Below are 25574 nucleotides of genomic sequence, written 5' to 3'. Positions count from 1 at the left end.
CTTACTATTAGCACTTACCTCAACGTTTTGGGGCTCGTTAGGGTGTTTCTGTAATTTTCTTAGATAAGTCTAATTTATATACTGCTGCTACTTTATTATCTTTTGCTTTACCATAAGCAAATGTTTTAGCGATGTAAGCATCTAAATCATCAAAAGCTAGTGTTTGATCAAATTTCTTAATATCTACACCGCCACCTAAATAGCCATCATAGCGACCTTTAACAAAAGTTAGAACTTCTCCTGCTTCTTGTGAAATAGATTCTACAATATTTAAATTGTATGGAAGTGCCGTTACATATACGCCGTTAGCATTTAAATGTGTGTATTGTGCTTGTATTTCAAATGCATCAGATGGATTAACTACCATATTCACATTACCTTTAACTGCTACAGATTTTCCTTTCTCGTTTGTTGAGTGGAATTTAAAAACTTGTGTCAACTCATCAACTGTTGTTTTTGGGTCTGCAAACGTTAATGTACCTTGAGATTCTTTCTTAGGATAAACGCCACCTGTGATTGACACATTTTCTTGTACTTGACGATTTAAACCAATTGGTTTTTCTTTGCCATCACCATTTAAGAAAGCTTCTTCTAAAGCTACTGCGAAAGCTTCTTGAATTTGTAATCGTACAAAACGCTCAATCCACGCTGGTCCAAAGTCTTGTAAATCTTTAGGTATAACAACAAAAGCTGTTAATTTATTTTGAATTGCTGTTTCTTCACTGAACGCAGCATCTAATTGACCTTTAATATCTCCGAAGATTTGACCCCAAACTGCTACGCCAGATGTATCAGACTTTAAGAATTTAAGACGTAATCCTGCGTTACGAATACCTAATTCTGAAAGTAGTGGGTGTTCTGTAGTTACATCTTCAAAAATACGATCAATCGTTTCTTCTGGTAGTAACTTTTCATCTTTATAACCAACTTCAGTATTAATTTCATTAAAGAACTTACGTTGTTCAGCTGTAAGTTGTTTATCTGATGAAGGTAAACTTGAAATGCGCTCCGCTTCTGCTTGTGCTTGCGCTTTTGACTCCTCAAATAATTCATTAATCATGTTTCCATATAATTCTGCTTGTTGTTCTTCTGTTGCTCCGTCTTGAATTGCTTTTAAAAATTCTTGACGAGCTGTCTTAAAATCGTTTGATAATTCAATAGTCATAAAATGACCCTCCTTGTTTTTGTATTAAAAAAAGAACCTAGGTTTAACATTGTTGTCTACTTTTGGTTTAGTAGTTTTACTGTTAGTAGGTTCTTGTCTTTGCTTATTTTCTAATTTTTCTATGACCTTATTTGCAATTTGGTCTACATCAATTTTAATTTCAGGCGTTTGACTCATAAGCGTTGTTACTTTATTAATCGCTTCATTTGATAGCATTTGACCTGAATTAGCAACTAATCTTGGTGCACTTTCATCAAACATTTTACTATCGGCAAATCCTTGTTCCACTGCAGTGTCAGCACTAAACCAGGTTTCATCATTCATTAAGTCAACAATTTCTTGTTCTGATTTACCTGTTTTAGCGATATAAGCATTAGCAACTGCTTTATTAGCAGTTGTTAGCATATTATAAGCTGTTTGCATTTCTCGGTTATCGCCCATTGCAATTGAACTTGCATTGTGAATCATCATTTGTGATGTAGGGCTCATTTGTACTGAGTTACCTGCCATTGCTATAACAGAAGCCGCACTTGCTGCAACGCCAACTACCTTCACATCCACATTACCAGAATGTTCCTTTAATGCTGTATAAATTTCACTACCTGAGAACACATCTCCACCACCTGAATTGATGATAACTTCTATGTCTTCTTCATTAGAAGGTAGCGCATCAACTACATCTTTTGGTGAAGTAGCTTCCATGTCTAGCATATCGTAAATCCATTTATCATTATTTGGTACAATTGCACCTTTAACGTTTACTCTCATCATCTTCACCTCCTTCTAATGACTTATCTTGTTGATTTGAAGTCGTATAGTTTTTAGTAACAAAATATTTATCCATTTGTGGGTCATCTGAAGGTTCTTCCCCAAGCATAATAAGTACTTGGTTCGGAGTGAATGTACTAGATGACACTAACTTGTCTACTGCGTCAGCTAGTTCTAATGGATCTTTTTTGTTAATACCAACAACCCTGATATTTTTACCTGTTAAAACTTCATTTTGCTTAAATAGCTTTGCATTCAATTCATCTTCTATCTTTTTAATTAAAGGTTTTAAACAGAATTTGTAATATGAATCTAAAGCATTATTCAAATCTGCTAAATCACCATGTATTAAAGATGGCGGAATACCAATAGCTTTTGCAACCGTATCAATTAGAGCTTTTTGAAGTTTGTTCAAATCATCAAAAGGTGCGTTATTCGATTTAGATGCTGATGACACGTCTTGGAATGTAAAAGCTCTAGTTAATGGTGTAATAGCCACTGAGTTGTTCGTAAAAGCTTTCATTAATTTATTAACGTAATTCTGCATCTTATCTTTATCACTATTATTCTTTTTGTTTTCAGAACTTCCTACTCTATTATCAGTAGTTTTGTTCTCAGCCTTAAAATCATTTTTTATCATATTCGTATCTACATTAACAATGCCTCGTATTTGATAATTACGCATTTGCGCTCCTATCATACGACCAAATATTTCTCCGTAGTCTTTAAATAGACCTTCAGTAAAAGTATTTAATTTTTCATTGTTATAAGATAGATAAAGCACCTCATCCATCTTAAATGAACGTTCAAATTCATACTCGTCCACCATTACATGTTCAAATATATCGGGATATAAAGCGAATTTTTTTCTGTCATAATCGTCTGCGACCACAAGGTCTTTCGTATCTGTAACGATAATCAAAACTTCATTATCATAAATTAATTTATATATTACTTTCTGCCAAAAGTCTGTTGAAGATAAATCGGTATTCGGTCTTACATTTAATTTATAATAAGTTGTATCTTTTATGGATTTTCCTTTATTATCCGTAATACGGAATTCTGATTGTGAAATCGTCCTTGCTAAAAACTCTATGCATGTTTGTAGCGCCAGACGTTTCATATAAGCTTTTTCTGATGTATCTTGAAAAAACTCTAAATCATACATCCAACTTGATTCTTTACTTTTGCTAAGTATGTCTGTAAGCCAACTCATGTCTTGCCTCCTTTCTAAAAGTCAATAGCATTAAGAAAGTCTAAACTGTCCCCAACATCTATCTCTAATAGGTCATCAGCACGGTACAATGCATGAAGCATAGCGTGAAAACCGTCTGTTTTTCTTCTTATTTCATCTTTTTTAATATATTCTTTGTTACCATCTGGTTTAATTTTGACTGCAACATTGTTTGTGTACCAACGCATTAATGGATTATCATCATAAATAATATTGTGATTTGCAAACATCGTCTCAATGCGAGGTGCTAATAAGCCATGAATAGCTCTAGGGCTTCTTATAACTTCGTAATCGATGCCATATTCTTCTAGCGCACGTCTTATTAGATCTATTCGATAATTATCGGCAATCACTTTTTCTAATCCATATATTTGTCGCATATCATCAAACCATTGAGCAATATAGAATTCACTAATAGTTGGTTCATCTACAATAGTTAACAAACCCTGCTGTTCCCATTCATATATAGGAACTTTCAATTTAACTGAGTCTAGAAATCCTTTTCTTACAAACGAATGTGACTTCCATATATAGTTTTCGCCCTCTCTGAATAGAAGCCCGACAGCTGCAAAATCTTTAATATTGGCATAGTCTAACCCGCCAATGCATTGTCTGTTTTCAAGTTCTGGAAACGGTCGATTGGTTGCTTCAATTTCTTCTCGGGTAGCTATAATCTTTTCTAAGTCTTCCTCAGGTAAATTCATACGTTTGGTCATAAACTCTGCACGTTTTGTTGGACTAAATGTCATTTCATTGTATTGGTTTTTAACTTTTCTGAATAAACCTTTAGCATATTTACTCATTGGTTTACTAAACATTGGATTTGCTTTTTCCCACATTTCAGGATTATCTACTTCTTTAGGGTCATCTAACTTACAAATAAATGGAAATAATCTATCATCTGGAGATTCACCTTTTAGTATAGCCATAGAACGATCTTTTAATTTATCTAAAAATCCTTCGCGTACGTAACCGTCAGTTCCTATAAAGAATTCACGTGGGTGTTCGACTTTACCTAAACCTGAACTAAATACATCTACGGTTTCACTGTTTTCGTATCGGTGCACTTCGTCATAAATGACACAACCTTCACGGCCTCCATCTTTAGTTCCTGCATTTGAAGTTCTAAATCTAAATCGAGATTTTGTTTCAGTATCAGTGATAACTAATTTAGTTAAATAGAACATATCTTCAAGTTCGTTACGTTCAATCATATTATATGCTTCTTCAAATGAGGTTTTAGCTTGTTCTTCTGAATTTGCTACAACTGAAATATCATAATTGGGTATTCCATGTAGATAAGATATAAAATAATTAGAAAGCGCAGTTATTAAACCGTTTTTTCCTCCACCTCGTCCAAGCGTAATAAAAAACTGCTCGTAAAAAAGGAAATTACCTTCTTTCTCGAATAGGAATACAAATGGTACTATAAATTTTTGAAAACCTTGTAACGGAAAATACCACTTTTCTGTAAATTTGATGAAGTTTTCAATTTGTTCTTCATCGAAATATAGATCTTCTCGGCTTAATACATGTTTTTCTAAATAAGCTATAAGCATGATACGTTCTTTGTTTAACAACACTTCCCCTGTTTTCCATAATCGTATATACTCATCAACATATTTATTACTTATCACAATAAATCACGACGAGGGGCTGTTTCTTCGTCTTGTTCCTTATTAAAACCGAATGATTTTTCTATTGCTAAAAGCGATGTATTCACTTTATTCTTTTCTGCGATTAATGGATTTGGTTTAACAAAAGATTGAGAAGCGTTTTTTGTTTCTACCATTAATCCTTTTTCTTCAATATCCGCATCCAAACCATAAAATATGTCTAATAAATTCAAATATCTATACACTTTTTCTGTTTGTACTGGATTATCTTTTTCAATTCTGTTTAACAAGTAAGTCTTGATTTTGTCTTTATTTTCCACCAGGTACCCCCCTAACGTATTTTGTTTTTTAATAAATCTGCGGAATCGTCTCCCCTTACACCGGTTCCCCAGCCGACTTTTAAATGAAAAGTTTTTGACCGGGGGGATGAAGAAGAATTAATATTTTTATTTTTATTTTTCTAAATTTATTTTTACCAAAATTCATCATCAGCCCATTTATTTTTTTTCGGTTTGTACCAATTTTTAAAGTGTCTGTCGTGAATTTTGTTATGGCATTCGACACACAAGGTTTCTAAGTTATCATCTTCAAGCGCTAACTCAGGATGATATTCTAACTCTTTAATATGGTGTACTATAAGCTTAATCTTCTTACGTCCATTCTTATTAGGCTCATATATATCGATAGCTACTTTACCTCGTCTCCTACATTCTTGGCACTCGTAATTATCGCGAGCTTTAATTGCCTCTCGTTTATCTCTCCATTGCCTTCCGTTGTAGAAGTCGCGACGTTGTGTCTTACTCAAGGCCATGTGCATTCACCTCTTGTGTGTTGTTGTACATGTGAGTTGTGCTAACTCATATCAACACTACGATCATGACTAAGTAGTTAGTGATTGGAGTTCATGTGTAGTGTTCATATCAATAAGCATAAGTAAAGCACACTACCTTTATCGCAGTGTGCTTAGATATAATATAGTATTGTGCTGTTTGAAGTACTGCTGTGCTTGATGCTAATTGTTCATACTAACATAGTAACACTGAATCGTAGGCCATTTGCACAATCAATGCACAATGTTACTTCATACCTACTTGTATGGCTATTGCCTTAACAAACGCCTTACGCACTGTCGTTACTGTATTGCGATGCATATGACACTCGTCTCCTATCTGTTCCATCTTCAAGTTCCTATCTTTGTTCCAATACTTTAAACGTATAACCTTCTTATGTTCTTCAGGTAGTTGATTGTACACATACTCAATTGCTTCTACCATTTCTTCGAGGTTACGCAGCATCTTATTAGTAAGTAATCGAGTAGCCATCACTTCTGTTGTTCTAACAGGTTCTCCTTTCTGTAATGGACCATACACTATATTGGTATCTACTTCTTTAGTAGGGTTAAGTATCTCCATTCTTAATCTGTTAATCTCTCTCTTATTATCTTGATGATTATATATCTCTGACTCTATATACTTAAAAGTACCTGGCTTTATATCTATACTTGTATGGCTCATCCAATACCTCCATTACTTATACTGTTCTATTCTTGCTTTAACTGCTTTCATTAATTCATCTTGAGTTAACTCTTTATTTTGTAATGCTCTATACACGCGTTGATCTATTGTATTCTCAGTCATGATATGATGAATGATTGTTGTATGGTCTTGTCCTTGTCTGTACAATCTAGCATTGGCTTGTTGGTACAATTCCAGAGACCACGTAAGACCAAACCATACTATGATGTGTCCACCTTGTTGTAAGTTCAATCCATGACCTGCACTTGCTGGATGTGCTAATAAGATTTCAAGGTTTCCTTTATCCCATTTATTTTTATAGTCATCGCTGCCTAGCACTACTGCTTGTTTAAACCTTCTGAGTATTCTCTCTTTATCATGTTTGAAGTTATAAAATAAAAGTATAGGTTGTCCTTGTGCTTCTTCTACAATCGCTTCTAACTTATCTAACTTTTGGTCATGTACATGTCTTATATCTTGTTCTTCTGTATACACTGCACCGTTAGATAGTTGTAGTAGTTTCTGACTAAGTGAAGCACCACTTTGTGCAACGATGTCTCCATCATCTTCTGACTCTAGAATGTAGTCTCGTTCTAATTCATCGTAGAGTTTACGTTCTTTGCTTGATAGCTCTACACTTTGAACTGTGTCTACCCGTTCAGGCATATCTAAGTAATCACTTGCTTTCATACTAATACACACATCATCTATTTGTTTATATATTATTTCTTCTGAGCCGTGTCTTAATTCCCAATTGAATACATGCTCGCTCACTTGATGTGTTGGTTTGAAATATCTTTCTCTGAATCTACTAAATGAAGTTTCAAGTCTTTCTCCTCTATCTATTAGGTAAACTTGAGCCCATAAGTCCATCATACTATTAGGACTAGGTGTGCCTGTTAGACCCACAAAACGATTCATCAATGGCAGTTTCTTTTTCAAAGCTTTGAACCTTTGGCTTTGATGGTTTTTAAATGTTGATAACTCATCGACCACAACCATATCGAAAGGCCAATCTTTTTTATAATATTCACATAACCATTTAGTATTCTCTTTATTTGTTATATAGATGTCTGCATCTATCTTCAGTGCTTCTATCCTTTGCTTTGGTGTTCCTAATACTTTAGAAACTCTAAGATGTTTTAAATGCTCCCACTTATTTATTTCATCAGCCCATGTGTCTTTAGCTACATTAAGTGGTGCTATAACTAACATTTTATCTGTATCGAGTAATTGTAATTCACTAAATGCTGTTAATGTTGAAACAGTCTTGCCGAGTCCCATATCTAAGAAAAGACCATATTTATTATTTTCTATAATTTTTTTAATTGAATAGCTTTGGTATTCATGTGGTTTAAATTTAATCGTCATCTGCTTTAACCACCTCATTAATAAATCTATCCACTTCTGTTTTACTCCAAAGTACATAAACGTTATGATCTCTGGTAGCCAATTGCTTGTGTACATATTTTTGTAACGGATGTAGTTTCCCGTTTTCTTGTTTCATCTCAACAAAATACGTTTTGCCTTTTGGCATTATGATAATTCTATCTGGTACACCTCTTGTTCCAGGTGCCACCCATTTCAAACATAAGCCATTTAATTTGGTTATTTCTTTTTTTAAATACATTTCAATTTTTGATTCTTTCATGTAAACACACCTTGCATAAATTATTTATAAAAAATGGTAGGTGTTACAAAGTTACTTTAAAAAGGGGTGTTTCAACACTTATAATGTATTAGGGGCTGACTATGTACCCCTTTACTCCCTAACATTACTTTTATAACTTTATACTAAAATTAAAGTAACATTAGTAACACTTAGGGTTGAACCTTAGAGCCCCAATGGAAAGAGGTGTTACTTTAGGTGTTACTTTACTGTTACTTTACTTTTTTTAAAGTAACACCTCTGGTGTAAAATTATACTTTTACTGTTACTTTAGTTTTTGTAAAGTAACACCTGTTTCTGAGTAAAGTAACACCTACAAAATACATTTATATACATTAATATGCATTTATATTAAATCATCTAAATCACTATTTCTGACAAATGCCGTTTGTAACCCATAGGTTTTACCAAATCTTAACTTACCTTGTTTGTTTCCATCGTATACTTCCCAGTTATCTAATTGTCTTAATACGTTAGTTATCTTTTTAATTTCCATCGAACCTCTACTATCACCTTTATCTTTACCAAAGCATTCAACAAATACTTCGAGTGCACACACTTTATCTCTTTCAATGAAATCTGCATTACCTGTTGGTAACATATCTACATCACCTTGATAATATCTTCGACGATCATACGTGCTTAATTCATTCCAGTTACTAGGTATTTTAGTGTTTAAGAACTCCTCAATAATACCCACATAAGGTGATTCTTCTGTATGCTTACTTTGTATTTCTCTCATTTCTTCTTCAAGTTCTGGTTCTAAATAAAGTTCTTCGCCTTTATTATAGAAGTGCACGGCTTCTGCCCAAATTTGATCTATCACTTGTTTTGTTATTTTAGACCACTTCACTTCTACATTGTCAGGGTTCACAGTCATAGGCCAGAAACGACGACCTCCAGTTTCGTCTCTAAGGAAATCTACTTTATTTGTGGTACCAATGAATATACATTGTCTTGGAAAATCTTCTATATAATGTCCGTATGCAACACGGAAACGGTCAATCTGTTTAGATATGAAGTGCTTGATTGCTTCTACTTCTGCTTTACGTGTCGCTGCTAATTCTGCCATTTCCATCAACCAAACGCCTTGTAGTGCCTCATAAGCTTCTTTACCAGTCACTGATACTAAACTGTCTGAAAACCAAGCTCCACCTAACTTTTTAAGTAAGGCTGATTTGCCAACACCTTGGGGTCCATAAAGAGTTAACATGTAATCAAACTTACAACCTGGCTCCATAATACGTGCTACACCTGCTGTTAAAGCCTTACGAGTTATCGTACGATTTACTACTGTGTCTTCTACACCTAAATATTTAATGAAAACCCGCTCTAATCTTGTTTGGCCGTCCCATTCAAGCCCGTTTAGATAGTCTTTTACTGGATGGTATTGGTTCTGTATAGCTACTGATACTATGGCATCTTTTGTTTTACCTGAATGATGGATGTCATACACTTTTTCAATATAACTACGTAAACTACTGTCATCCCCGTCTTGCCATTGACGTTTTTTATTTTCATTGTTCCAAGGCGTTTTACCTAGACATTCAATTTGTTTGGTAAATGCGTTAAATGCAACTTTGCCTTTTAAGTTAGGGTCATTACGTAATATAATTTCAATGTTTGGAATACTTGATTTAAAAGCGCCTTTGGCTGTTATCTCTAAAGTTTCATTCCATTCAGCGTTCATGTCTATATCATCATTTTCTATGGCGTCAAAGTCTTCAAATGCGTCATTGATTTTATCGTTAACAAGCTGTTTGGCTACTTGTTTATCTTTTCTTACTTTGTCTGCCATAGCTTTATAACTAGGCAAGCGATTAATTGGCGTTTTCTCATCTACGCCCTCATCTTGAGCCCCGAACAAGTGGATACGGATAAGGTCGAAACTATTAACTAGTTGACTACTCACTGGGTCTGTGTTGTGGTGAGAATAAGCGAATTTACCATCTTCATATAGTACTAACCCGCCTGCAGTTGATCCTTCATGAAATGTGTAACGATTTTCGCTGTGATACTCATAGCGTTCAGGGATGAATTCTGCAATCGCATCTTCTATTGTATAAGCCCTACAGAATGCACCAACAATACCAGGTTTATCCTCTGGGTCTCCTTGCTTATCTGCAAGCCTTTGTGTTTTGCTTTCTTCTCTACTAGATGTTGGCCATTCAAGAGTGTCTGTCCAATCGATATATTGGTTAAGTACTTTATCCGGGTCGAGTAGTGGTAAATCTTCATAATCGAAAAAGAAATCTGCGTCACTACTTGTTGATGGCCAATACATTAGCCGGTGTGGTTGATAAGTTGTATCATCGAAATAATCCATGCCGACCATATCTGCGACCTTACGCCCAACAGCTTCATACTCATCTGAGTCAACATTGCGTTTTAAAGGTACAACTAAACGTAAACGAGGGCTTGTCTCTCTATGTTTGTGTGTAGAATATAGCGCATAAGCGAAATCATAAAACATGCCCATAATGTCTGTCATATCTTGTGCAGCAAAGTCTAAGTCTAATGTGAGCATTGAACGGTTCATTACTTGTCCTGCTTGTCTTCGTCCTTCTTTTAAATAGCCGCCAACGAACCCGCCGACATCCTTGATATCAGCTTGTTCAGATTTGGACATTTTGTTGTACTCGACAAGACTTTCTTTTGTTCTAACTGTTTGGGAAAGCTTTGTTAAGAAGTCTGACCATGCCATATTATGATTTGTCCAATGCTTTGCAAGTCTTGAAGATGCATAAGCATAAGTGATGTCACGATCATGCTTTAGTTGTTCAGGTGCTTTTACTTTGTCGAGCATTAAAGCTACCTCCTTTCTTAAGATTTATCGTTAATTTGATGTGTTATGTTTATCGTTTTCAAAAACATTGATATAGCCCCACATGTAAATGCTGAAATGGTTAAAAACATATCAACTTCAGTTTCTATATTTAAATTAAATACATATAATACTAGTTTGTAGATTGCTACCACGAATAGTCCCCATACAAAAGCTCTCATCTAATACCTCCAGTTACTTCTTATTAATGTATGCCTGAATATAATTCTTCAAGTGTGCCTTCTCGTATCTAAGTTTAGATATCACATCACTTTGTATGCAGTTAGCTATGATAGATACAATTAACATGAGCGCTAATGTAATTGCTATTATCCAGAACATTACTTACTCACCTCATAATCCCTCGGCACATCCACCATATCGTTTGCTTGTTTCCTAACAATGATCTCGTATGTGATTGCTTTACTTAGTTCGTATAAGCATATAATTAATAATGGTTTGAGTATGTGTTTAGGTATTTCGGATTTGTATGTGCCTTTGGTGAAGTTATCCTTTAGAAACTTTTTACTTATCAGTATGTCATTATCAATATCTTTATATTCGAATTTTTTTCTAACTACTCTTATAGGGTGTTTTAACTTCTTAATTTCTACAAAGTCACCACTCCCATAACCGAGGTCAATATGATTCCGGAGTCCTTTTATATTTTTAATCATATACTTAGTCATTCGTCGTCCTCCTATAAGAATAATATTTTTATTTGTATATACAATTGAGACATAACACCTATTATTATCATCGTATATCCCAACACTTTCGTTTCTTTTGTAAGTCTGCTGCCGAATAAATCATTTACGATTAACCAAGCTATAAGAACCGCCATTAATAATATGCTATTGATTAGCATTCGTCGTCCTCCTTGAACATCCAGTCATCTTTAAATCCGCAGTTGTAGCATTGAAATAAGGTTAATATCGGTTCGTTATCTACATATACATATTCAGTATCAGTATTCCAACTTACACATCTAGGACATTGTTTCTTATCCTTCACTTTCTCCTTAGCTTCTTCTGCACTCTCTGCATCCACCACAACAAACGTTTCATTATCCTTAGCCTTAGTTGCATCCAGGAACACTTCGTCTGTTGTGTGGTGTATTTTGCGTATTAGGTATTGGGTCATTTACGTAACACCTTCTGCATTTTTGCTATATTCAATAAAATCAAATAGTTATATAATATACGTTTACTTTGTTGTTCTTCGTTAAAACTGTTTAAATCCATTAAATAGTTAATAGCATAACCTAGTCCATTCACTTCATTTTGAATTGTATTTTCTTCTTCTAGATACACATCGATTAACCTATTTAAATCTTTACCTGTTTGGTCATGACACATAAGAATCAACGTTCCTATTAATTTGTTTAATGCTATTTCATCAAAAGGGTTTACCAGTAAATTCTCCAAATTCTTTTTATAAAAGTTAATTTGCTTATCATAGCCTGTTGGTATATCTTGTCTTAATATCGTTACCATTACACTTTCCTTCACAACACTCACTCCTTGCCTAAGATTATTCGTACACGTTCAAGTATGTCTTTATCAGATATATCCTTTGTCTTTGTCTGCTGTTCCATCTTGTCTTGCATGATTACGCTCCATTTTCTTTTTGTATGCTGTGATTAGTTGGTCAACCGAATAATATGACTTAGCAATATGCAAAGCTCTTAATCCTTGTTGTAACGGTTCTATATCATTTCTCAAAGTTGTGCTTACAATACTCGTTAAATATCTTCTTGTTCCTCTTTCATAACTAAAATCTATAGTTGTATCATTTTCGTTTATAGATTCAGTTGCGATTTCTATTTCTTCTTCCTTAGTCCACGTATCGCCATAACCTAACGTTTGATTAGCAATGCTCAATCCAAACGCCAACATGTCTGCCAATTCATCTAACTGTACATCTAATGGCTTACCCGGATTCTTTTTCCAGTTCTTAAATGTTTCTAATGTGTTGAACCATTCAAAGAACTCAACCACATATGCTACTTTGCTATCCTGTAAATTTAGTGTCGGTATTCTATCGTCAAAATCCTTTTGTATTTGTAATAATTCTTTTAACTGATCTACTGTAATTGTGTTAGTCATTTTCATTCTCCTTGTCCTGTATGTTTAAAATCTGCATATCTCATATCAATATCTAAGTAATGTTCACGAAACGTTTCTTCCAGCTCATGCGAACGTCTCATATCGTCATTTTGTGCAATGTTTACATCACAATGAATCAATGCGTTATTTCTATTCTTCTCATAGAAATTAATTAACTCTTGTACTGCGTTTAAGAGCGGTATAAGGTCCTGCTGATTGGAATACACCATGAAATTTATTTCTATTAATATCGTAAATGCGTTTTGTTTCTACTTCGCTCATCTCTACTCGTCCTCCAATTCCTTAATAAAGTTAACCAAGTGTATATAGTTATATGAATAAGGTGATGCAAACTTCATATCTCTTATGTGGTTGGTTAATTCTCTATATTTAAACCAACCTTTATGAGTTTTTTCATAAGCTTTTTTATATAAACTAATAACTTTTGTTTTCTGCTCATTTTCTTTTTCTAAATCTCTTTTCATTGACAGTTGTGCCGATAATTTTGCTTCTAAATTTTCCTCTTCTTCTCTTCGTCTTTTAAGTTCTTCTTCCAACCTCTCATTATTGGCATGCAAGACTGCTATATCATCGATTAGTGTGTCTCTTTGGGTTTTATAGTCGTCACGTTGTTTGGTTAAGTCACTTATAAATTGTTGTTGTCCTGTTAAAACGAGACCTTCATGTAATTTCAATTCTTGTCTGTAATACTTTTTAGTTAGTGGGTCTTGAATTAATGGACTATATATTTTTTTACTCATTCGCCATCACTCTTCCTTATAATTTCGTGTGTTCCATATCTTAACTAACTTATCTACGCTATCTGTTTTAACGTGTAACCATGTAGAAGGTTGTAGTTTACATTTTGTATTTGTACATTCCACTGAGGCTTTGTCGAAACTGTATCTTAAATCTGCACGACCTCCACAAAAGGGGCAGGGTTTTAATAATTCCATTCGCCATCACTCCATTTATAAAAATGTGAAAACTATATAGGTTAATAGATTTACCACTATGCAGAAAATAATGAATCCTAAAGCTGTTTTAATCTCATTACCCATCTACCTTCACTCCTCTACTCACCTTTAGTCATGATCATAAAAAATATAATGAATATGATAATCACAGTCCCACTTGATACTATGTCTATCATTTACTCCACCAGCTTTCCTTTATCACAAATTTTTACAAGGTCGTTATCAATCAAAGTAAAGAATGTGAGGTCATCTCTTCCTATAACCATTGATGCAGTTTTAATTGTAAAGTTATTGCAACGATGGATGTCTTTTGCATCAGTAAGCACATACAAATAATCTAAATGTGTATCTTCCGTAATTTCTTCCTCGACTTCGACTGTGAAAGTGTCATTTTTACTTATACACATGTCATCATCGAACTCAATATCAGAACTTCCATTAATCCAAACATATTCATATGGAATACTATCCGAACATTTATACCTTTCATTTTTAATGCCGTTCTTCCACGCCCACTCAATCAACTGTGGTAAGTTTTTCTTTACTTCTCGTTTAATCTTTACCATCTACTCAACCCCTCCATCACTTTCCTGTTATGTTTCCTATCTTCTGGTAACACTGCCATGACAATGCTGTGTGGATTTACTGCTATTAAGAATCCTTTAACTCCACAATCTTTTAGTAACTTTGCCATTTCGACAGTATTTCTGCCTTTAGTATCAAGTTTGTACTTAGTTTTAATTGTGTCAGAAAGTATCATAGCGACAACTCTGCTTCTATTTCTGCAATACTTACTTTTTCACCGTAATACCAATTTTCCTTTGCATGCTTTTTGTAGCTGTCTGATGAAATCTTAGTTATAGTTTCAGGATTTATACCTAATTTTTCTGCACACTCTATCCTAGAACCACCACATACAACTTCTTCACCACGATATATAACGTATTCATATTTAGGTTTTGGCATAGAAATCACTCCCAATGTTTAAATGCTTTGTTAAGTAAATCTCTAGCATTATCTATTTCGTTTTCTCTTAAATTATCAATTGATTTTCCAACATAATAAGCAACTATCGGATTGTAATTCTTAACTATTTCTTCAATGAAATCATTATTCTCTTTGCATTTTATTTGTTTATTCAAATAACCTATTACGTCCGATTTTTCATCTTGTAATATATAGTCCGGAATATCCAGTTCATAACTTGACTGTACCTCTAAGTTTCCATTATCTTTCCATCGAACAGTTTTGTTACTATTTGGTATTTTTACATTATCAAAACCGAGGTTACGCTTACGTTGTTGTACGTCGTTGGATTGGCTGTGAGATATAATTTCTTCATTAGGACCAACTGTTGAATTACTGTAACTATATATCTTACCTGGGTTAGGCGTGCTCACGCTCTCCGTCTTACTCTCTATATAGTTACTCCACAAATCAAAGTAGTTGTCATCTGTGATTACATATTTAATGTCTGGTATTGATTCAATCACTGCAACAGTATAACCATCTTCTTCGTTTTCATTTTCTGCCACTACATAATTTCTAAGTCTTGCTACTCTCCCCACTACCGTCATTCCTTCGCTATGCTCACTCTTACCTAAGTCATACACAATAACGTAATCATTTATATTCAAGTCTCTTATTTTCATCTAACGCACCGCCTTTGGAAATACGTCGTATTTCATTAAATCATCCACATATTTACAACGTGGATACGGTGGTTGTGGTGTTCCATCATACAACCAAGGTCGTTCTTCTCTTTGCTTTTCGTCTCTATAATTTAATGTTGCTTCCGTGTTATCTTCTTCATATTGTTTTGCATAGTTGATGTATACTAGATCTTCACGTTTCATCCCTTTAGGTACTTGGCAAGCTTCTGCTAACGTCCAACGATTCAACAGTCTGTTACGAATTAACTTATCCGTAATATCTAATTTCTCTGCCATTTCATAGTTTTCTTTTGAAATTTCATACACTTTATTGTTTATCTTCATTAATGTTTTCATTCTGCATCCTCCTAAAATCCTCTATCTATAATCGTTACACCACTATAATCTCTAATTTTTGAATCAGTGTATTCGTTAATATCTCTATCCATATCTCTATCGATTCTTTCTTCTATGACGCTATCTTCTTCGTTCACATCTGCTGGGAAGATTACTGTTTTCTCATACTCAATTGTGTATTTAATCTTCAACGTTTCTTCTCTCATGTTAGATCACCTTCTAATCTTTCATATAAAATGGTGAAGTAAAGCCATCACTATTCAGTGTTAAGCCTTTTGCCCATGACACCGGTTGACTCATAATATTTTCTATTTGTTCTAAACCATTTGAACCTTTTGGTATTTCTATAATCACTTCATCATGTACATGTCCAACAATTTTAAATCCTGCATCTTCTATTCTAAGTAATGATAAGGCTAGTAAATCTCTAGCAGTTGCTTGTACAATATTCTCGACTAACTTACCTCCATAAGTTTTCTGTACCGACCATCTACGGTTTAAATCTAATCCTCTAAACTCAACTACATCGCTGCCCCAACTATTCTGAGCAATTTTAGCTTTTGGATAAGCAAGCGAACGTCCACTTGGTAGTTCTATCATTAGAAAACCTTTCTTAATATATAACTTAAGACCATGTGTATAATGTTCACTTCTTGTCTTAACTGTTTTAATTGCCGCATCTTGACAACCTTTCCAAAAATTAACAATGTTAGGATTTGCAGATCTCCAACTGTCTACCAAAGGCTTCAATTCATCTTCATCTAAACCCATCTCAAGTGCGCCCATTGATTTCAATGCGCCTGGACCTCCTTGATAACCAAGTGCTAATTCTGCAACTTTACCTTTTTGTCTAAGTGGGTCTCCTTTGGTAATAGATTCCACAGGTACATTGAACATTTGTGCAGCTGAAGCTTCGTAGATTTTACCGTGTGTGTTAAATACGTCTAAGCGCCATTGCTCTCCTGCATACCATGCAATCACTCTTGCTTCTATAGCAGAGAAGTCACTAACAGCTAACTCAAAACCATCTTCTGCAGTGAATGTTGTTCTAACTAATTGACTTAGTAAATCTTGTGGGTGTACATCTAGAATCAGATCTAAACCGTCAAAATCTTGTTGCTTGATAAGTTCTCTAGCGATATCTAGTTCTTTATCACTGATATAATGTTTAGTTAAGTTCTGAAGTTGTACGCCACGTCCTGCCCATCTTCCTGTGCCTGCACCGTAGAATTGGAATAAACCTCTAACTCTTTTATCTCTACACATCATGTCGTGCATTTTGTTGTATTTCTTAACACTGGTTTTAGACATTTGAAGCCTAATCTCTAGCATCTGTTTCGCTTTACCAGTTGTCTTGGCCAGGTAATCTTGTACTGTTTTCTTTTGTAAGTTTGGAATATCGATACCTTGCTCATCATTAAACCAAGCTAATAACTGTGTTGGACTGTTTGGATTTTCTAGTCCAGTTAGTAAAGTTGCTTGTTTTAACAGTTCAGATTTACTTATTTTGTCTAACTCGTTTGCACCATCCATCAAATCTTCAGCAAGCCGAATGCCTCTGTCATTAATATTTTGGTCTATTGTCCAAAAACGTTGCTCAATTGTTGGTACATAAAAATCTTTTATTTTATATGCGACGTTCATTTCAACTTCTACATCTCGAATACAATAATCAATAAACATTTGCCACTTTTCTTTATCATGTTCCGGTAAGTTACGAGTACGTCCACCGTTAGTTTTAGTTGGTTTACAAGGCTTACTAAAGTAATTAATTAAATTCTTACCTGATTTATCTTTTTGGTCTTGCAAGTTAAGCACTTCACCGACTTTATCAAGAGATGCAGGAAGACCTATTCTTGTAGCGTTAACCATAGTACAAACCCATTCATTCGGAGGCATTTCTGTTTTGAAATGCTTAGCTAAACAAGTTCTTTCGAAATTAGCATTAAAAGCGTATTTCTTAACATCGCTATCTCTCAATGCCAATTCAAATTCTTGATAAAGAGCTACATCTATATCGTACATATCTATTGCTTTAACTGGGCTTCCATCTAGTGAATAAGCAATGATAAGTATTTCGAAATCATCAGCTTCAGCGTATTTATAGGCACCTGTAGTACGGATGTCGGCGCTACTATAAGTTTCAATGTCCACAGATAACACTCTTTCCATTAGTTGCACCTCATTTTAGTTATAATAATAGCGGGGCAAGTCCCCCGCTTATTCACTTATAGTAAGTCGTCATCTGAGTCTAATTCATCGAAGTCATCTTCAGCATTACTTGCTCCACTTAATGGCTCACCTTTTTCAACTAATTGAATGTTATTTAAACCTGCTGCGATGCCTTTGTTTCCGTTCGCATTATAGCCGTAGAAATTAACAGAAGCTCTAATGTAATCTCCACTCACAACAGTTCCAGGTTCTGTTAAGCGAATTTTATTTTGGTCAATAACTCCAGGTTGTGTTTGGCTTGTTGCATTAATAAAATACGCATTTTCATAGTTAGGGTCATCTTCACGATCAATGTCCCCGTCACGTAGTGGCGTTTTTAAATTATTAGGTACTTTGCCATTCCATTTTGACTTGCCTTGTTCTTTAGCTTCTTCCACTGCTTTTTCAATTGCTTCAATAGTTGAAGTATCAGATTTAGGAATAATAAGAGATACTGAGAATTTCTTTGGTGCATCTTCATTCATGCTATGAGCTTCAAAGATATGTGCGTATGATGCTCTTGTTTTACCAGTGATTACTTTAGTTCCATTTTGTTTTGCTTTCATAATTAAATACCGTCCTTTTATTTTTTATAGTTTGTCAAAGTCATCTTCTGCTTTTTGCTTGACTGCTTGGCGTTTATCTGATTCTGGAGCAAGTGTTAACTTGCCACGTGGTTTCTCAATATATTCACCAACCATTTGTGAAAATGCTTTTTTTCCAATTTGTTTTTCTAAATTCGTAATGCTAAGTAACTTTGTCTCTGTTATGATTTCTGCTTTGTAACCTTGTTTTGTTAGTGCTTCTTTAATTGCATTTGTATCTGTCATCACTCTACGCGAACGTCCCTCAACTAATTTCCAACCTGGATAGTCTTTATCCTTTTCAGTCATTTCTTCTAATGCGTAGTTCTCTACTTCATCTGCCCATTTTTTTATATCTGGCAGTTTGTGAAGTAGCTCTGCAATTTCTTCATCACTTAATAAATGTGCTGGCTTATTTGGAACATCTTGCATATACTCAGCACGTGTTCTGCAAGAATGCTTAATTTTACAAAATTTGCAATGAGCTCCAGCCTTAAATTCACCTTCGCCTTCAAATGCTAACTCTGCTTTAGGTCTTACTGTGTTAAGCCCCCAATCAATAAGTGTGTTAATTTGCAGTTCTTCAGTTGAGAAATTGTCGAGTCTAGGCTGTATAATTGTCATACGTACTGTATGGATGTCGTAAAGTGCATTGAGTAGTTCATAAGCTCCTAATCCATACAACCTCAGTTGTGGGTTATCTATAGCACTAACTTCTACGCCTTTACCGTATTTAAGATCTATGATTTCAAGTACTCCGCCTGAGTAAATAATCACATCTCCGGTACCAAACGATTCTGGTACATAATGACCTAAGTCAAGCCGAGTTTCAAACAGTGTTGTCACATCCGTGTCTCTTGCTTTAGCGGCATTAACACGTTCTTCTACTGCATCTACATACTGTTCAACGTATTCTCTCAATTCTTCGTTGTAGTATTGGTTCTTTGTATAGTTCTTAAAGGCTTTGTTGTACTCGTAATCGGTTAAACCGTTATACATATGATTGAAATACAACTCACTTAGCTCATGAGCAAAAGTGCCTTCTTCTGCAAATACTGATGTTTTATCCCCAATACCTTCACTAGCTTTAATACTTGGTGGGCAATTTAACCATTGATTAGCACCACTTGCACTTAACTTGGCATGTGCTCTACTTGAATGGTCTAGTTTCATGCAGATAATCTCGCGTTCATAAATTCTACTATTTCTGTGTAATGATCTTCAGTAACATTAGATAGCTTACCTGCACCAAGTTCTTCTAATTTAGCTTTAAAAGCTTTTTTGTCATTATCATCTGCTTTTTGTACAAACTGTTTTCCTAAGTTCAGCACTTCATCTTTTGTATAGTTAGGTTCTTCTGTTTGTGAAGTTACTGTTTCCGGTTGTTCAGTTTCTTCTTTTGTTGTTTCAACTTTTGCGATAGGTGTTTCTTTCACTACTTCCTTTAATGTCGTTTCATCCACTGTCGATAACTCAACGTTAGTCACCTGTAAATTTTTATTTAGACGTTTCATCTCTTCTAATAATTGTTCAAAAATTCCCATATTGATTACCTCCTAGATTTGGTGGTATACTTGCTTTATATTTTGAAGAACAAATATACCTAGTTGGACTGTTAAGCGTTGGAGCGCTTAGCGGTCTTTTTTATTGTGTCGAAAAATACATCCCAGAACATGTACACACCGAAACTTGCAAGTACAGAAACCACCATACCGATAAAAAAGTCATTTGTTATTAGTGCTATTGGCAAAGTTGTAAATGGTATTGTAAGAAATGTCATTAGCGTTTTCCTCATGTCCTCACCTCCTTATAAATGTTTTTTATGTCTCGTTTTCAAAAATTCAATAAACTTTTCAATGTCTATTAAGCACATAGTTGCTGAATAACTAATGTATAAATCTTTAATCCCTTTATCGTCCTTTTTATAGTCATTTAAGATGTTATAAGTTGTGGCTTGGCTAAAATCAAAAAGTTTATGAATGTTAGTAGCTCTCGCATATAAAGGTTTTATGAATACTTCGTTACCTGTTAAAGTATTTTCTGATGTTGGTGGCGTTATAATTTTAGGCATATACACTCCTCCTAACCGTTTTTTAATTTTCGTTTCATTTTTGAGACGTTTTTGTTAAAAAAATATTCATCCATACTAATATCCAGCGCATCACAAATCGCACTTGCTTCATCAATCGTAAAATTACTTTTATTTCTATTAATTTTTTGACTGAATCTTGCAGGGTTCATCCCTATCATATCAGCTACTTCTTTATGTCGGATACCTTCTCGTTCTAACAAAAGTCTCAATTCTTTGTATCTCTGTTTAGACATTTTTGCACCTCGCTTTCGTCTCACAAATGAGATTACACACTGAATAATACACGCTTGTTTTTTCGCTGTCAACGATTAAATTTCATTTTTGAGAAAAAAGTTTGTAAAATATGTTGCATTTTTGAGAACAAACTTATATAATAAGTTTGTAAATTACAAATCGAGGAGAATATAAAATGACTACATTCGCAGAAAACTTAAACAAATTAAGAAAGTCACACGATTTATCGTTAAAAGAATTAAGTGATAGACTCAACAACAGATATGACGTCAAATTTTCTAAAGCTTCTATTGACAGATGGGAAAAAGGAACTACAAGTCCGTCTATGGACCACGCTAGTGCTTTAGCAGATTATTTTAATATTTCTCTCGATGAATTAAGCGGACGTGAAGAACTAGAAATAGAGCAACCTCAAACTATGGCAGCACATTTAAACGGCGAACTGCATAATGAAGAAGATGTTAAATATATTTTAGGTTTAATAAACAGATTAAAACGTGAAGACAAAGGGGAATGATTAGATGAATAAATATGAAAATCTTATGATAGCTTATGATGATTTACTTATTAACGATTCTAACGCCCTTCCAGAAAATTATGAGGGCTTCTATTCAGATGGAGCAGTATTGGTAGATAAGTTTCTTACAAAAACTAGAAAATTAGAAATCTTATCGGAAGAAATCGCTCATCATTTAGTTACATATGGGGATATACGAGACCAAAAAGTGTTGATGAACAGAAAATATGAGCTTAAAGCACGTCGTTTGGGCTGTGAGTTATTGATCAGTCTTGATGATATCATTGCTGCCTTTCATGAAGGTGTGCATAACTTATATGAAATGTCACAATATTTCGATGTTTCAGAAGAATATGTTTTAAATGCTTTAGATCACTACCAAATGAAATATGGATTAAAGCTATTTCACAAGGGGTATGTAATTAAATTTGAACCTTTACAAATTTTTGAATACAAAAAGCTAGAATAATCCAACTTATAACTCGTGTCTTTGTACACGTGCGTCAATTTATAGGTTGATTAAAATATAAATAAATTATGAAAGGATTGATATGTATATGAAATTCGGCATAAGAACACCAAGTGTTAAAAAATCTTTGAAAGCAAGAACAACAGGGGCTGCAAAAAGAAAAGTTAAAAGTTCTTATAACCCTACTTATGGAGCTAAAGGCGTGGGATATGTTAAATCGCCTAAAAAAGCTGTTAAAAATAAAGTTTATAAGAAAACAACTAAAAGCTTTTGGAGCTTTTTTAAATAATTATTAAGGAGAATGCTATAATGTTATGGTTTTTATGGTTTTTAATTTCAATTGCTTTTATTGTGATGCTAGTTATTACAATTGTTAAAGCTTCAAGGAAAAGAAAGGTTAAAGGTTCTTTAATAACTACAATCATCTTATTTGTTGTTGGACTTATATGTTTTATTGGAGGTGTTGCCTCAACGCCAACTGAGAGTGAGTCTGAAGATTATAAAGTAGAAAAAGGTTCTAGTGATAACTCTAATGACAGCTCAAAAAAAGATGAAGATTCTAAAAAGAAAACTTTGGATCTTGGAGATAAATTAACTGTTGGGGGCGTTGATGTCACAGTATCAAATGCAGAATTTGTTGAACCAGATAACGAATATGCAGATGTGGAAAACGGGAAAATACTTAAAGTAAGTTATAAATTTAAAAATAATAGCGATGAACAAGTTTTAGTTGATGATACAGATTTCAACTTAACAATTAACAACGAAACACAAGATAACTTCTATGGTATGGATGATTCAAATGACGGTTTTTCACATCAACTCAATAAAGGCAACACAGGTTCAGGCTATGTGTACTACGATGTGCCTGATGCAGATGAATATAAAGCAGAAATGGACTTCATGCCTGAATTTGAAACCTATAAGGCAGATTGGATTATAAAAAATTCGGATATACAATAGATTAATTTTCAGGGCATTTAACGATGCCCTATATATTTTTATCTTTTTTAGGAGGAATGCCCAATGTGGAACGAAAAATTTAAAGATAAAACAGGCAAAACTAAATATCGTTACTATGAGAAGTATAAAGACCCATATACAGACAAATGACGTAGAGTTAGTGTTGTAATGAACAAAGATACTAAAGCTTCACAGAAAGAAGCTATGTTCCAATTAGAAGAAAAGATAAGCGCCAAGTTGAATAGCAAAATAGACAACTCTGCTAATTTAAAATTCCATCCCCTTTTAGATGAATGGTTCGAGTATTATAAAAAAACAAACGGATCTAAAATAACTACAATTAAAAATGTTAAGCACATTGTAAACTTAGCAAAAAGACATACAAGTTCAGATTTGATATTAGAAAAAATAGATTTGAAAATGGCACAAAGCCTAATAGAAGATTTAAACGACGATGGATTAACTTATGACTATTTAAGAAGAGTAGTTAGCATTATAAAAAAATCATTAAAGTATGCAGAAAAGTTTTACCAATATAATAATACAAGAATATTTGATGATGTAACCATTCCAGTAAAACCTAAAACAATTGAGGATTATGAAAAAGAAAAGCAAAAAAGAGAAAACTATTTAGAAATGGAACAAGTTATACAAATAAGAAATTGTTTATTAGACCATATGAGTAATGGAAAGTACGAGAGTAGTAAACGGCACTTAATGCTAACTGCTTATATTGTCGAATTACAAGCGCTCACAGGGATGAGAATTGGCGAAGCACTAAGTCTTCAGACAAAAGATATAGATATGGAAAATTCTCAAATAAATATTGTAGGGACAATTCATTGGTTAAAAAATGATAAAGGATATGGTTATAAAGATACTACGAAAACAAGTGGGTCTTATAGAACTATTACGATAAACCAAAGAACTAAAAAGATATTAAAAACAGTTATGTTAGAAAACAAAAAATTAAAACAATGGTCATCTAAGTATAAGGATAGAGATTTCTTATTTACTAATATTTATGGCAACCCTATTCTACTAACTACCATCAATAAAAATGTTGAATTTGCAAAAAATAAATTGAAAATTAAAAAACATATCACTACCCACACGTTTAGACACACCCATATTTCTTTATTAGTAGAAATGGGAATTACATTAAAAGCAATTATGAAAAGAGTTGGGCATACAAATGAAAGAACAACAATTAACATCTACACTCATGTAACTGAAAAAATGGATAAACAATTAGAACAAAAATTAGAAAAGATTCCATATTAAATTTCCGCCCTTTTTCTGCCCTTTTTTAAAATAAAAAATCTTGAATTCTAGAAACAACAGTTCTAAAATCCAAGATAAAATTAAAGCGAACTCTCAAAACCCTTACATGCCAAACAATTGAACGAGTCCTTGTAACGAATAAACGCCTGTAACAACAGTGACTATAACAGCTAAAATACCAAACCAGAGCATCCAGGCGGGGTGATGGTAATCTCCAACGATTGATTTTCGTTTACTAGCAATTAGTATGGTAGTTAATATTATTGGTAATATTAAACCATTTAAAGCACCAGCAACAATCAATAGTGTAACTGGTTTACCTAAGAATAAGAACACCAATGTGGATACAACGATAAATGTAATTACTATTATATTTGTTTTATTGTAAATAGATTTATGCATCGTCTTTAAAAATGTTGCGCTTGTATAAGCGGATCCAATCACAGAAGACATCGCTGCCGCAAATAATACAATGCCGAATATGTTTTTACCTATCGGCCCGAGCACATGTTCAAATACAGATGCTGGTGGGTTTGTAGAATTTAAAGTTACCCCTGTTACAACTACTCCAAGTACAGCTAGAAATAATAATGCTCTTAGCACGCCAGTTGTTAATATCCCCGAAATAGCTGCTTTGTTTACAAACGGTAAGTAATGTTTACCTTTTATGCCTGAATCTAAAATTCTATGTGCGCCAGCAAATGTAATATAACCACCTACAGTTCCACCAACCAATGTAATAATTGGTAAAACAAGCGCTAATGGTTGCTCTGGCATCACCAGATGTTTAGCCGCTTCAGCATAAGGTGGATTTGCTTTAAACATAACTAATGCAACTACTACAATCATAAGTATACCTAAAAACATAGTGACAACATCCATGATTTTTTGACCACTTTTACTTACAAAAATAAGTATGGCTAATACAGCTGTGATAGCTGCTCCTATTTTAACGTCTAAACCAAAAATGGCATTTAACCCTAATCCTGCACCAGCAATATTACCAATATTAAATGCAAGTCCACCAATGGCAATCAGCAATGAAATAAATGTGCCAAGCCCGTTAAATATTTCATTCGCTACTTCTTGACCACGTTTACCTGTAACTACCAATACTCTCCAAATATTAATTTGCGCCCCTATATCAATTAATATTGATAGTAAAATTGCAAAAGCAAAACTTGAAGTAAACTGAGCAGTAAATACTGCTGTTTGCGTTAAAAACGCAGGTCCTATTGCTGATGTTGCCATTAAAAATACAGAACCTAATAACAATCTTTTATGATTTTTTGTAAACTCAAAATCCTTTGGTTCTGTTTTTAATTTATCTCCCATG

37 protein-coding genes and 1 pseudogene are annotated in these 25574 nt (G+C 33.9%); 5 read left to right on the top strand and 33 right to left on the bottom strand.

Annotation, left to right across the window (positions count from 1 at the left end):
* Positions 1-37: 37 nt before the first annotated feature.
* The 32 genes from KA894_RS01670 to KA894_RS01515 all read right to left on the bottom strand — a co-directional run bounded on the left by KA894_RS01670 (position 38) and on the right by KA894_RS01515 (position 21004).
* On the bottom strand, positions 38-1165 hold the full coding sequence (locus tag KA894_RS01670) for a phage major capsid protein (RefSeq protein WP_210133658.1): 1128 nt from the start codon (positions 1163-1165) through the stop codon (positions 38-40).
* Between the two features lie 24 nt (positions 1166-1189).
* On the bottom strand, positions 1190-1936 hold the full coding sequence (locus KA894_RS01665; RefSeq protein ID WP_245337183.1) for a head maturation protease, ClpP-related: 747 nt from the start codon (positions 1934-1936) through the stop codon (positions 1190-1192).
* Positions 1917-3149 (bottom strand): phage portal protein, encoded by a 1233-nt coding sequence (locus KA894_RS01660; RefSeq protein ID WP_210133657.1) that lies wholly within the window; start codon positions 3147-3149, stop codon positions 1917-1919. The genes KA894_RS01665 and KA894_RS01660 overlap by 20 nt, the downstream gene beginning before the upstream one ends.
* Before the next feature lie 14 nt (positions 3150-3163).
* The gene (locus KA894_RS01655) at positions 3164-4804 is read right to left on the bottom strand and encodes a terminase TerL endonuclease subunit (protein ID WP_210133656.1); all 1641 of its coding nucleotides are present in this window, start codon (positions 4802-4804) and stop codon (positions 3164-3166) included.
* Positions 4801-5103 (bottom strand): P27 family phage terminase small subunit, encoded by a 303-nt coding sequence (locus tag KA894_RS01650; RefSeq protein ID WP_210133655.1) that lies wholly within the window; start codon positions 5101-5103, stop codon positions 4801-4803. The genes KA894_RS01655 and KA894_RS01650 overlap by 4 nt, the downstream gene beginning before the upstream one ends.
* Positions 5104-5255: 152 nt before the next feature.
* Entirely contained in the window at positions 5256-5594 is a 339-nt protein-coding gene (locus KA894_RS01645) for an HNH endonuclease (RefSeq protein WP_481906333.1), read from the bottom strand.
* Positions 5595-5859: 265 nt separating this feature from the next.
* Complete coding sequence (locus KA894_RS01640) at positions 5860-6297, bottom strand: transcriptional regulator (protein WP_210133653.1); 438 nt, start codon at positions 6295-6297, stop codon at positions 5860-5862.
* Between the two features lie 12 nt (positions 6298-6309).
* The gene (locus KA894_RS01635; protein ID WP_210133652.1) at positions 6310-7668 is read right to left on the bottom strand and encodes a DEAD/DEAH box helicase; all 1359 of its coding nucleotides are present in this window, start codon (positions 7666-7668) and stop codon (positions 6310-6312) included.
* Positions 7658-7948: a VRR-NUC domain-containing protein gene (locus KA894_RS01630; protein ID WP_210133651.1), complete on the bottom strand. Its 291-nt coding sequence runs from the start codon at positions 7946-7948 to the stop codon at positions 7658-7660. The genes KA894_RS01635 and KA894_RS01630 overlap by 11 nt, the downstream gene beginning before the upstream one ends.
* 364 nt (positions 7949-8312) lie before the next feature.
* Positions 8313-10772 (bottom strand): virulence-associated E family protein, encoded by a 2460-nt coding sequence (locus tag KA894_RS01625; RefSeq protein ID WP_210133650.1) that lies wholly within the window; start codon positions 10770-10772, stop codon positions 8313-8315.
* A gap of 17 nt (positions 10773-10789) precedes the next feature.
* Positions 10790-10972: a hypothetical protein gene (locus KA894_RS01620; protein ID WP_210133649.1), complete on the bottom strand. Its 183-nt coding sequence runs from the start codon at positions 10970-10972 to the stop codon at positions 10790-10792.
* 159 nt (positions 10973-11131) lie between these two features.
* Positions 11132-11479, bottom strand: coding sequence for a transcriptional activator RinB (gene rinB / locus KA894_RS01615; RefSeq protein ID WP_210133648.1), 348 nt, complete (start codon positions 11477-11479; stop codon positions 11132-11134).
* 11 nt (positions 11480-11490) lie between these two features.
* Positions 11491-11658 carry a hypothetical protein gene (locus KA894_RS01610; RefSeq protein ID WP_210133647.1) on the bottom strand — a complete coding sequence of 56 codons (168 nt, stop codon included), beginning with the start codon at positions 11656-11658 and terminating at the stop codon, positions 11491-11493.
* Positions 11652-11933: a DUF1381 domain-containing protein gene (locus KA894_RS01605; protein ID WP_210133646.1), complete on the bottom strand. Its 282-nt coding sequence runs from the start codon at positions 11931-11933 to the stop codon at positions 11652-11654. The genes KA894_RS01610 and KA894_RS01605 overlap by 7 nt, the downstream gene beginning before the upstream one ends.
* Positions 11930-12301, bottom strand: a complete 372-nt coding sequence (locus KA894_RS01600) for a hypothetical protein (RefSeq protein ID WP_210133645.1) — start codon at positions 12299-12301, stop codon at positions 11930-11932. The genes KA894_RS01605 and KA894_RS01600 overlap by 4 nt, the downstream gene beginning before the upstream one ends.
* A gap of 51 nt (positions 12302-12352) precedes the next feature.
* A complete protein-coding gene (locus tag KA894_RS01595; RefSeq protein ID WP_119487789.1) occupies positions 12353-12898 on the bottom strand; it encodes a dUTPase in 546 nt (181 codons plus the stop codon).
* A gap of 2 nt (positions 12899-12900) precedes the next feature.
* Positions 12901-13128 carry a hypothetical protein gene (locus tag KA894_RS01590; protein ID WP_210133644.1) on the bottom strand — a complete coding sequence of 76 codons (228 nt, stop codon included), beginning with the start codon at positions 13126-13128 and terminating at the stop codon, positions 12901-12903.
* Positions 13129-13182: 54 nt separating this feature from the next.
* Entirely contained in the window at positions 13183-13659 is a 477-nt protein-coding gene (locus KA894_RS01585) for a hypothetical protein (RefSeq protein WP_182478021.1), read from the bottom strand.
* Positions 13660-13665: 6 nt separating this feature from the next.
* Positions 13666-13854 (bottom strand): Lar family restriction alleviation protein, encoded by a 189-nt coding sequence (locus KA894_RS01580; RefSeq protein WP_210133643.1) that lies wholly within the window; start codon positions 13852-13854, stop codon positions 13666-13668.
* 197 nt (positions 13855-14051) lie between these two features.
* Positions 14052-14441, bottom strand: coding sequence for a hypothetical protein (locus tag KA894_RS01575; RefSeq protein ID WP_119487793.1), 390 nt, complete (start codon positions 14439-14441; stop codon positions 14052-14054).
* Complete coding sequence (locus KA894_RS01570; protein WP_210133642.1) at positions 14435-14635, bottom strand: hypothetical protein; 201 nt, start codon at positions 14633-14635, stop codon at positions 14435-14437. The genes KA894_RS01575 and KA894_RS01570 overlap by 7 nt, the downstream gene beginning before the upstream one ends.
* Positions 14632-14841 (bottom strand): hypothetical protein, encoded by a 210-nt coding sequence (locus KA894_RS01565; RefSeq protein ID WP_245337180.1) that lies wholly within the window; start codon positions 14839-14841, stop codon positions 14632-14634. The genes KA894_RS01570 and KA894_RS01565 overlap by 4 nt, the downstream gene beginning before the upstream one ends.
* Before the next feature lie 5 nt (positions 14842-14846).
* Positions 14847-15527 (bottom strand): hypothetical protein, encoded by a 681-nt coding sequence (locus KA894_RS01560; RefSeq protein ID WP_210133641.1) that lies wholly within the window; start codon positions 15525-15527, stop codon positions 14847-14849.
* A complete protein-coding gene (locus KA894_RS01555; protein ID WP_210133640.1) occupies positions 15528-15884 on the bottom strand; it encodes an SA1788 family PVL leukocidin-associated protein in 357 nt (118 codons plus the stop codon).
* Positions 15885-15895: 11 nt separating this feature from the next.
* Positions 15896-16090, bottom strand: coding sequence for a hypothetical protein (locus tag KA894_RS01550; protein ID WP_210133639.1), 195 nt, complete (start codon positions 16088-16090; stop codon positions 15896-15898).
* Positions 16091-16103: 13 nt separating this feature from the next.
* On the bottom strand, positions 16104-18056 hold the full coding sequence (locus tag KA894_RS01545; protein ID WP_210133638.1) for a DNA polymerase: 1953 nt from the start codon (positions 18054-18056) through the stop codon (positions 16104-16106).
* A gap of 56 nt (positions 18057-18112) precedes the next feature.
* The gene (locus tag KA894_RS01540) at positions 18113-18661 is read right to left on the bottom strand and encodes a DUF2815 family protein (RefSeq protein WP_210133637.1); all 549 of its coding nucleotides are present in this window, start codon (positions 18659-18661) and stop codon (positions 18113-18115) included.
* 24 nt (positions 18662-18685) lie between these two features.
* The gene (locus KA894_RS01535) at positions 18686-19852 is read right to left on the bottom strand and encodes a DUF2800 domain-containing protein (protein ID WP_210133636.1); all 1167 of its coding nucleotides are present in this window, start codon (positions 19850-19852) and stop codon (positions 18686-18688) included.
* Entirely contained in the window at positions 19849-20223 is a 375-nt protein-coding gene (locus KA894_RS01530) for a hypothetical protein (RefSeq protein ID WP_210133635.1), read from the bottom strand. The genes KA894_RS01535 and KA894_RS01530 overlap by 4 nt, the downstream gene beginning before the upstream one ends.
* A 71-nt stretch (positions 20224-20294) precedes the next feature.
* On the bottom strand, positions 20295-20474 hold the full coding sequence (locus KA894_RS01525; RefSeq protein ID WP_210133634.1) for a hypothetical protein: 180 nt from the start codon (positions 20472-20474) through the stop codon (positions 20295-20297).
* A 12-nt stretch (positions 20475-20486) separates the two neighbouring features.
* A complete protein-coding gene (locus KA894_RS01520; RefSeq protein ID WP_210133633.1) occupies positions 20487-20750 on the bottom strand; it encodes a helix-turn-helix domain-containing protein in 264 nt (87 codons plus the stop codon).
* A gap of 11 nt (positions 20751-20761) precedes the next feature.
* On the bottom strand, positions 20762-21004 hold the full coding sequence (locus tag KA894_RS01515; protein ID WP_210133632.1) for a helix-turn-helix domain-containing protein: 243 nt from the start codon (positions 21002-21004) through the stop codon (positions 20762-20764).
* Between the two features lie 176 nt (positions 21005-21180).
* On the opposite strand from KA894_RS01515, the gene KA894_RS01510 reads away from it, so the two are divergent.
* From KA894_RS01510 to KA894_RS01490, 5 genes and pseudogenes are all read left to right on the top strand, one after another.
* The gene (locus KA894_RS01510) at positions 21181-21522 is read left to right on the top strand and encodes a helix-turn-helix domain-containing protein (RefSeq protein ID WP_210133631.1); all 342 of its coding nucleotides are present in this window, start codon (positions 21181-21183) and stop codon (positions 21520-21522) included.
* Between the two features lie 4 nt (positions 21523-21526).
* Positions 21527-21991 carry an ImmA/IrrE family metallo-endopeptidase gene (locus KA894_RS01505; RefSeq protein WP_210133630.1) on the top strand — a complete coding sequence of 155 codons (465 nt, stop codon included), beginning with the start codon at positions 21527-21529 and terminating at the stop codon, positions 21989-21991.
* A gap of 88 nt (positions 21992-22079) precedes the next feature.
* Positions 22080-22280, top strand: a complete 201-nt coding sequence (locus KA894_RS01500; RefSeq protein ID WP_210133629.1) for a hypothetical protein — start codon at positions 22080-22082, stop codon at positions 22278-22280.
* 20 nt (positions 22281-22300) lie between these two features.
* Complete coding sequence (locus KA894_RS01495) at positions 22301-22954, top strand: DUF4352 domain-containing protein (RefSeq protein ID WP_210133628.1); 654 nt, start codon at positions 22301-22303, stop codon at positions 22952-22954.
* Positions 22955-23017: 63 nt separating this feature from the next.
* Positions 23018-24238, top strand: a pseudogene (locus KA894_RS01490) (tyrosine-type recombinase/integrase).
* Positions 24239-24340: 102 nt separating this feature from the next.
* Here the strand turns inward: KA894_RS01490 and KA894_RS01485 are convergent.
* Positions 24341-25573, bottom strand: coding sequence for an NRAMP family divalent metal transporter (locus tag KA894_RS01485; RefSeq protein WP_210133627.1), 1233 nt, complete (start codon positions 25571-25573; stop codon positions 24341-24343).
* Position 25574: the final 1 nt, after the last annotated feature.

The organism is Staphylococcus sp. GDY8P131P (assembly GCF_017891975.1).
Taxonomy (GTDB): Bacteria; Bacillota; Bacilli; order Staphylococcales; family Staphylococcaceae; genus Staphylococcus; species Staphylococcus nepalensis.
Note: the sequence above shows the minus strand (reverse complement) of the source record. Positions and strands in the feature narration are given on the sequence as shown.

What these genes read in the sequence shown, in the direction of transcription:
- KA894_RS01670 (WP_210133658.1), bottom strand. Translation starts at nt 1,165, where the DNA reads ATGACTATTGAATTATCAAACGATTTTAAGACAGCTCGTCAAGAATTT.
- KA894_RS01665 (WP_245337183.1), bottom strand. Translation starts at nt 1,936, where the DNA reads ATGATGAGAGTAAACGTTAAAGGTGCAATTGTACCAAATAATGATAAA.
- KA894_RS01660 (WP_210133657.1), bottom strand. Translation starts at nt 3,149, where the DNA reads ATGAGTTGGCTTACAGACATACTTAGCAAAAGTAAAGAATCAAGTTGG.
- KA894_RS01645 (WP_481906333.1), bottom strand. Translation starts at nt 5,594, where the DNA reads ATGGCCTTGAGTAAGACACAACGTCGCGACTTCTACAACGGAAGGCAA.
- KA894_RS01640 (WP_210133653.1), bottom strand. Translation starts at nt 6,297, where the DNA reads ATGAGCCATACAAGTATAGATATAAAGCCAGGTACTTTTAAGTATATA.
- KA894_RS01635 (WP_210133652.1), bottom strand. Translation starts at nt 7,668, where the DNA reads ATGACGATTAAATTTAAACCACATGAATACCAAAGCTATTCAATTAAA.
- KA894_RS01630 (WP_210133651.1), bottom strand. Translation starts at nt 7,948, where the DNA reads ATGAAAGAATCAAAAATTGAAATGTATTTAAAAAAAGAAATAACCAAA.
- KA894_RS01625 (WP_210133650.1), bottom strand. Translation starts at nt 10,772, where the DNA reads ATGCTCGACAAAGTAAAAGCACCTGAACAACTAAAGCATGATCGTGAC.
- KA894_RS01620 (WP_210133649.1), bottom strand. Translation starts at nt 10,972, where the DNA reads ATGAGAGCTTTTGTATGGGGACTATTCGTGGTAGCAATCTACAAACTA.
- rinB (WP_210133648.1), bottom strand. Translation starts at nt 11,479, where the DNA reads ATGACTAAGTATATGATTAAAAATATAAAAGGACTCCGGAATCATATT.
- KA894_RS01610 (WP_210133647.1), bottom strand. Translation starts at nt 11,658, where the DNA reads ATGCTAATCAATAGCATATTATTAATGGCGGTTCTTATAGCTTGGTTA.
- KA894_RS01605 (WP_210133646.1), bottom strand. Translation starts at nt 11,933, where the DNA reads ATGACCCAATACCTAATACGCAAAATACACCACACAACAGACGAAGTG.
- KA894_RS01595 (WP_119487789.1), bottom strand. Translation starts at nt 12,898, where the DNA reads ATGACTAACACAATTACAGTAGATCAGTTAAAAGAATTATTACAAATA.
- KA894_RS01590 (WP_210133644.1), bottom strand. Translation starts at nt 13,128, where the DNA reads ATGGTGTATTCCAATCAGCAGGACCTTATACCGCTCTTAAACGCAGTA.
- KA894_RS01585 (WP_182478021.1), bottom strand. Translation starts at nt 13,659, where the DNA reads ATGAGTAAAAAAATATATAGTCCATTAATTCAAGACCCACTAACTAAA.
- KA894_RS01580 (WP_210133643.1), bottom strand. Translation starts at nt 13,854, where the DNA reads ATGGAATTATTAAAACCCTGCCCCTTTTGTGGAGGTCGTGCAGATTTA.
- KA894_RS01575 (WP_119487793.1), bottom strand. Translation starts at nt 14,441, where the DNA reads ATGGTAAAGATTAAACGAGAAGTAAAGAAAAACTTACCACAGTTGATT.
- KA894_RS01570 (WP_210133642.1), bottom strand. Translation starts at nt 14,635, where the DNA reads ATGATACTTTCTGACACAATTAAAACTAAGTACAAACTTGATACTAAA.
- KA894_RS01565 (WP_245337180.1), bottom strand. Translation starts at nt 14,841, where the DNA reads ATGCCAAAACCTAAATATGAATACGTTATATATCGTGGTGAAGAAGTT.
- KA894_RS01560 (WP_210133641.1), bottom strand. Translation starts at nt 15,527, where the DNA reads ATGAAAATAAGAGACTTGAATATAAATGATTACGTTATTGTGTATGAC.
- KA894_RS01555 (WP_210133640.1), bottom strand. Translation starts at nt 15,884, where the DNA reads ATGAAAACATTAATGAAGATAAACAATAAAGTGTATGAAATTTCAAAA.
- KA894_RS01550 (WP_210133639.1), bottom strand. Translation starts at nt 16,090, where the DNA reads ATGAGAGAAGAAACGTTGAAGATTAAATACACAATTGAGTATGAGAAA.
- KA894_RS01545 (WP_210133638.1), bottom strand. Translation starts at nt 18,056, where the DNA reads ATGGAAAGAGTGTTATCTGTGGACATTGAAACTTATAGTAGCGCCGAC.
- KA894_RS01540 (WP_210133637.1), bottom strand. Translation starts at nt 18,661, where the DNA reads ATGAAAGCAAAACAAAATGGAACTAAAGTAATCACTGGTAAAACAAGA.
- KA894_RS01535 (WP_210133636.1), bottom strand. Translation starts at nt 19,852, where the DNA reads ATGAAACTAGACCATTCAAGTAGAGCACATGCCAAGTTAAGTGCAAGT.
- KA894_RS01530 (WP_210133635.1), bottom strand. Translation starts at nt 20,223, where the DNA reads ATGGGAATTTTTGAACAATTATTAGAAGAGATGAAACGTCTAAATAAA.
- KA894_RS01525 (WP_210133634.1), bottom strand. Translation starts at nt 20,474, where the DNA reads ATGAGGAAAACGCTAATGACATTTCTTACAATACCATTTACAACTTTG.
- KA894_RS01520 (WP_210133633.1), bottom strand. Translation starts at nt 20,750, where the DNA reads ATGCCTAAAATTATAACGCCACCAACATCAGAAAATACTTTAACAGGT.
- KA894_RS01515 (WP_210133632.1), bottom strand. Translation starts at nt 21,004, where the DNA reads ATGTCTAAACAGAGATACAAAGAATTGAGACTTTTGTTAGAACGAGAA.
- KA894_RS01510 (WP_210133631.1), top strand. Translation starts at nt 21,181, where the DNA reads ATGACTACATTCGCAGAAAACTTAAACAAATTAAGAAAGTCACACGAT.
- KA894_RS01505 (WP_210133630.1), top strand. Translation starts at nt 21,527, where the DNA reads ATGAATAAATATGAAAATCTTATGATAGCTTATGATGATTTACTTATT.
- KA894_RS01500 (WP_210133629.1), top strand. Translation starts at nt 22,080, where the DNA reads ATGAAATTCGGCATAAGAACACCAAGTGTTAAAAAATCTTTGAAAGCA.
- KA894_RS01495 (WP_210133628.1), top strand. Translation starts at nt 22,301, where the DNA reads ATGTTATGGTTTTTATGGTTTTTAATTTCAATTGCTTTTATTGTGATG.
- KA894_RS01485 (WP_210133627.1), bottom strand. Translation starts at nt 25,573, where the DNA reads ATGGGAGATAAATTAAAAACAGAACCAAAGGATTTTGAGTTTACAAAA.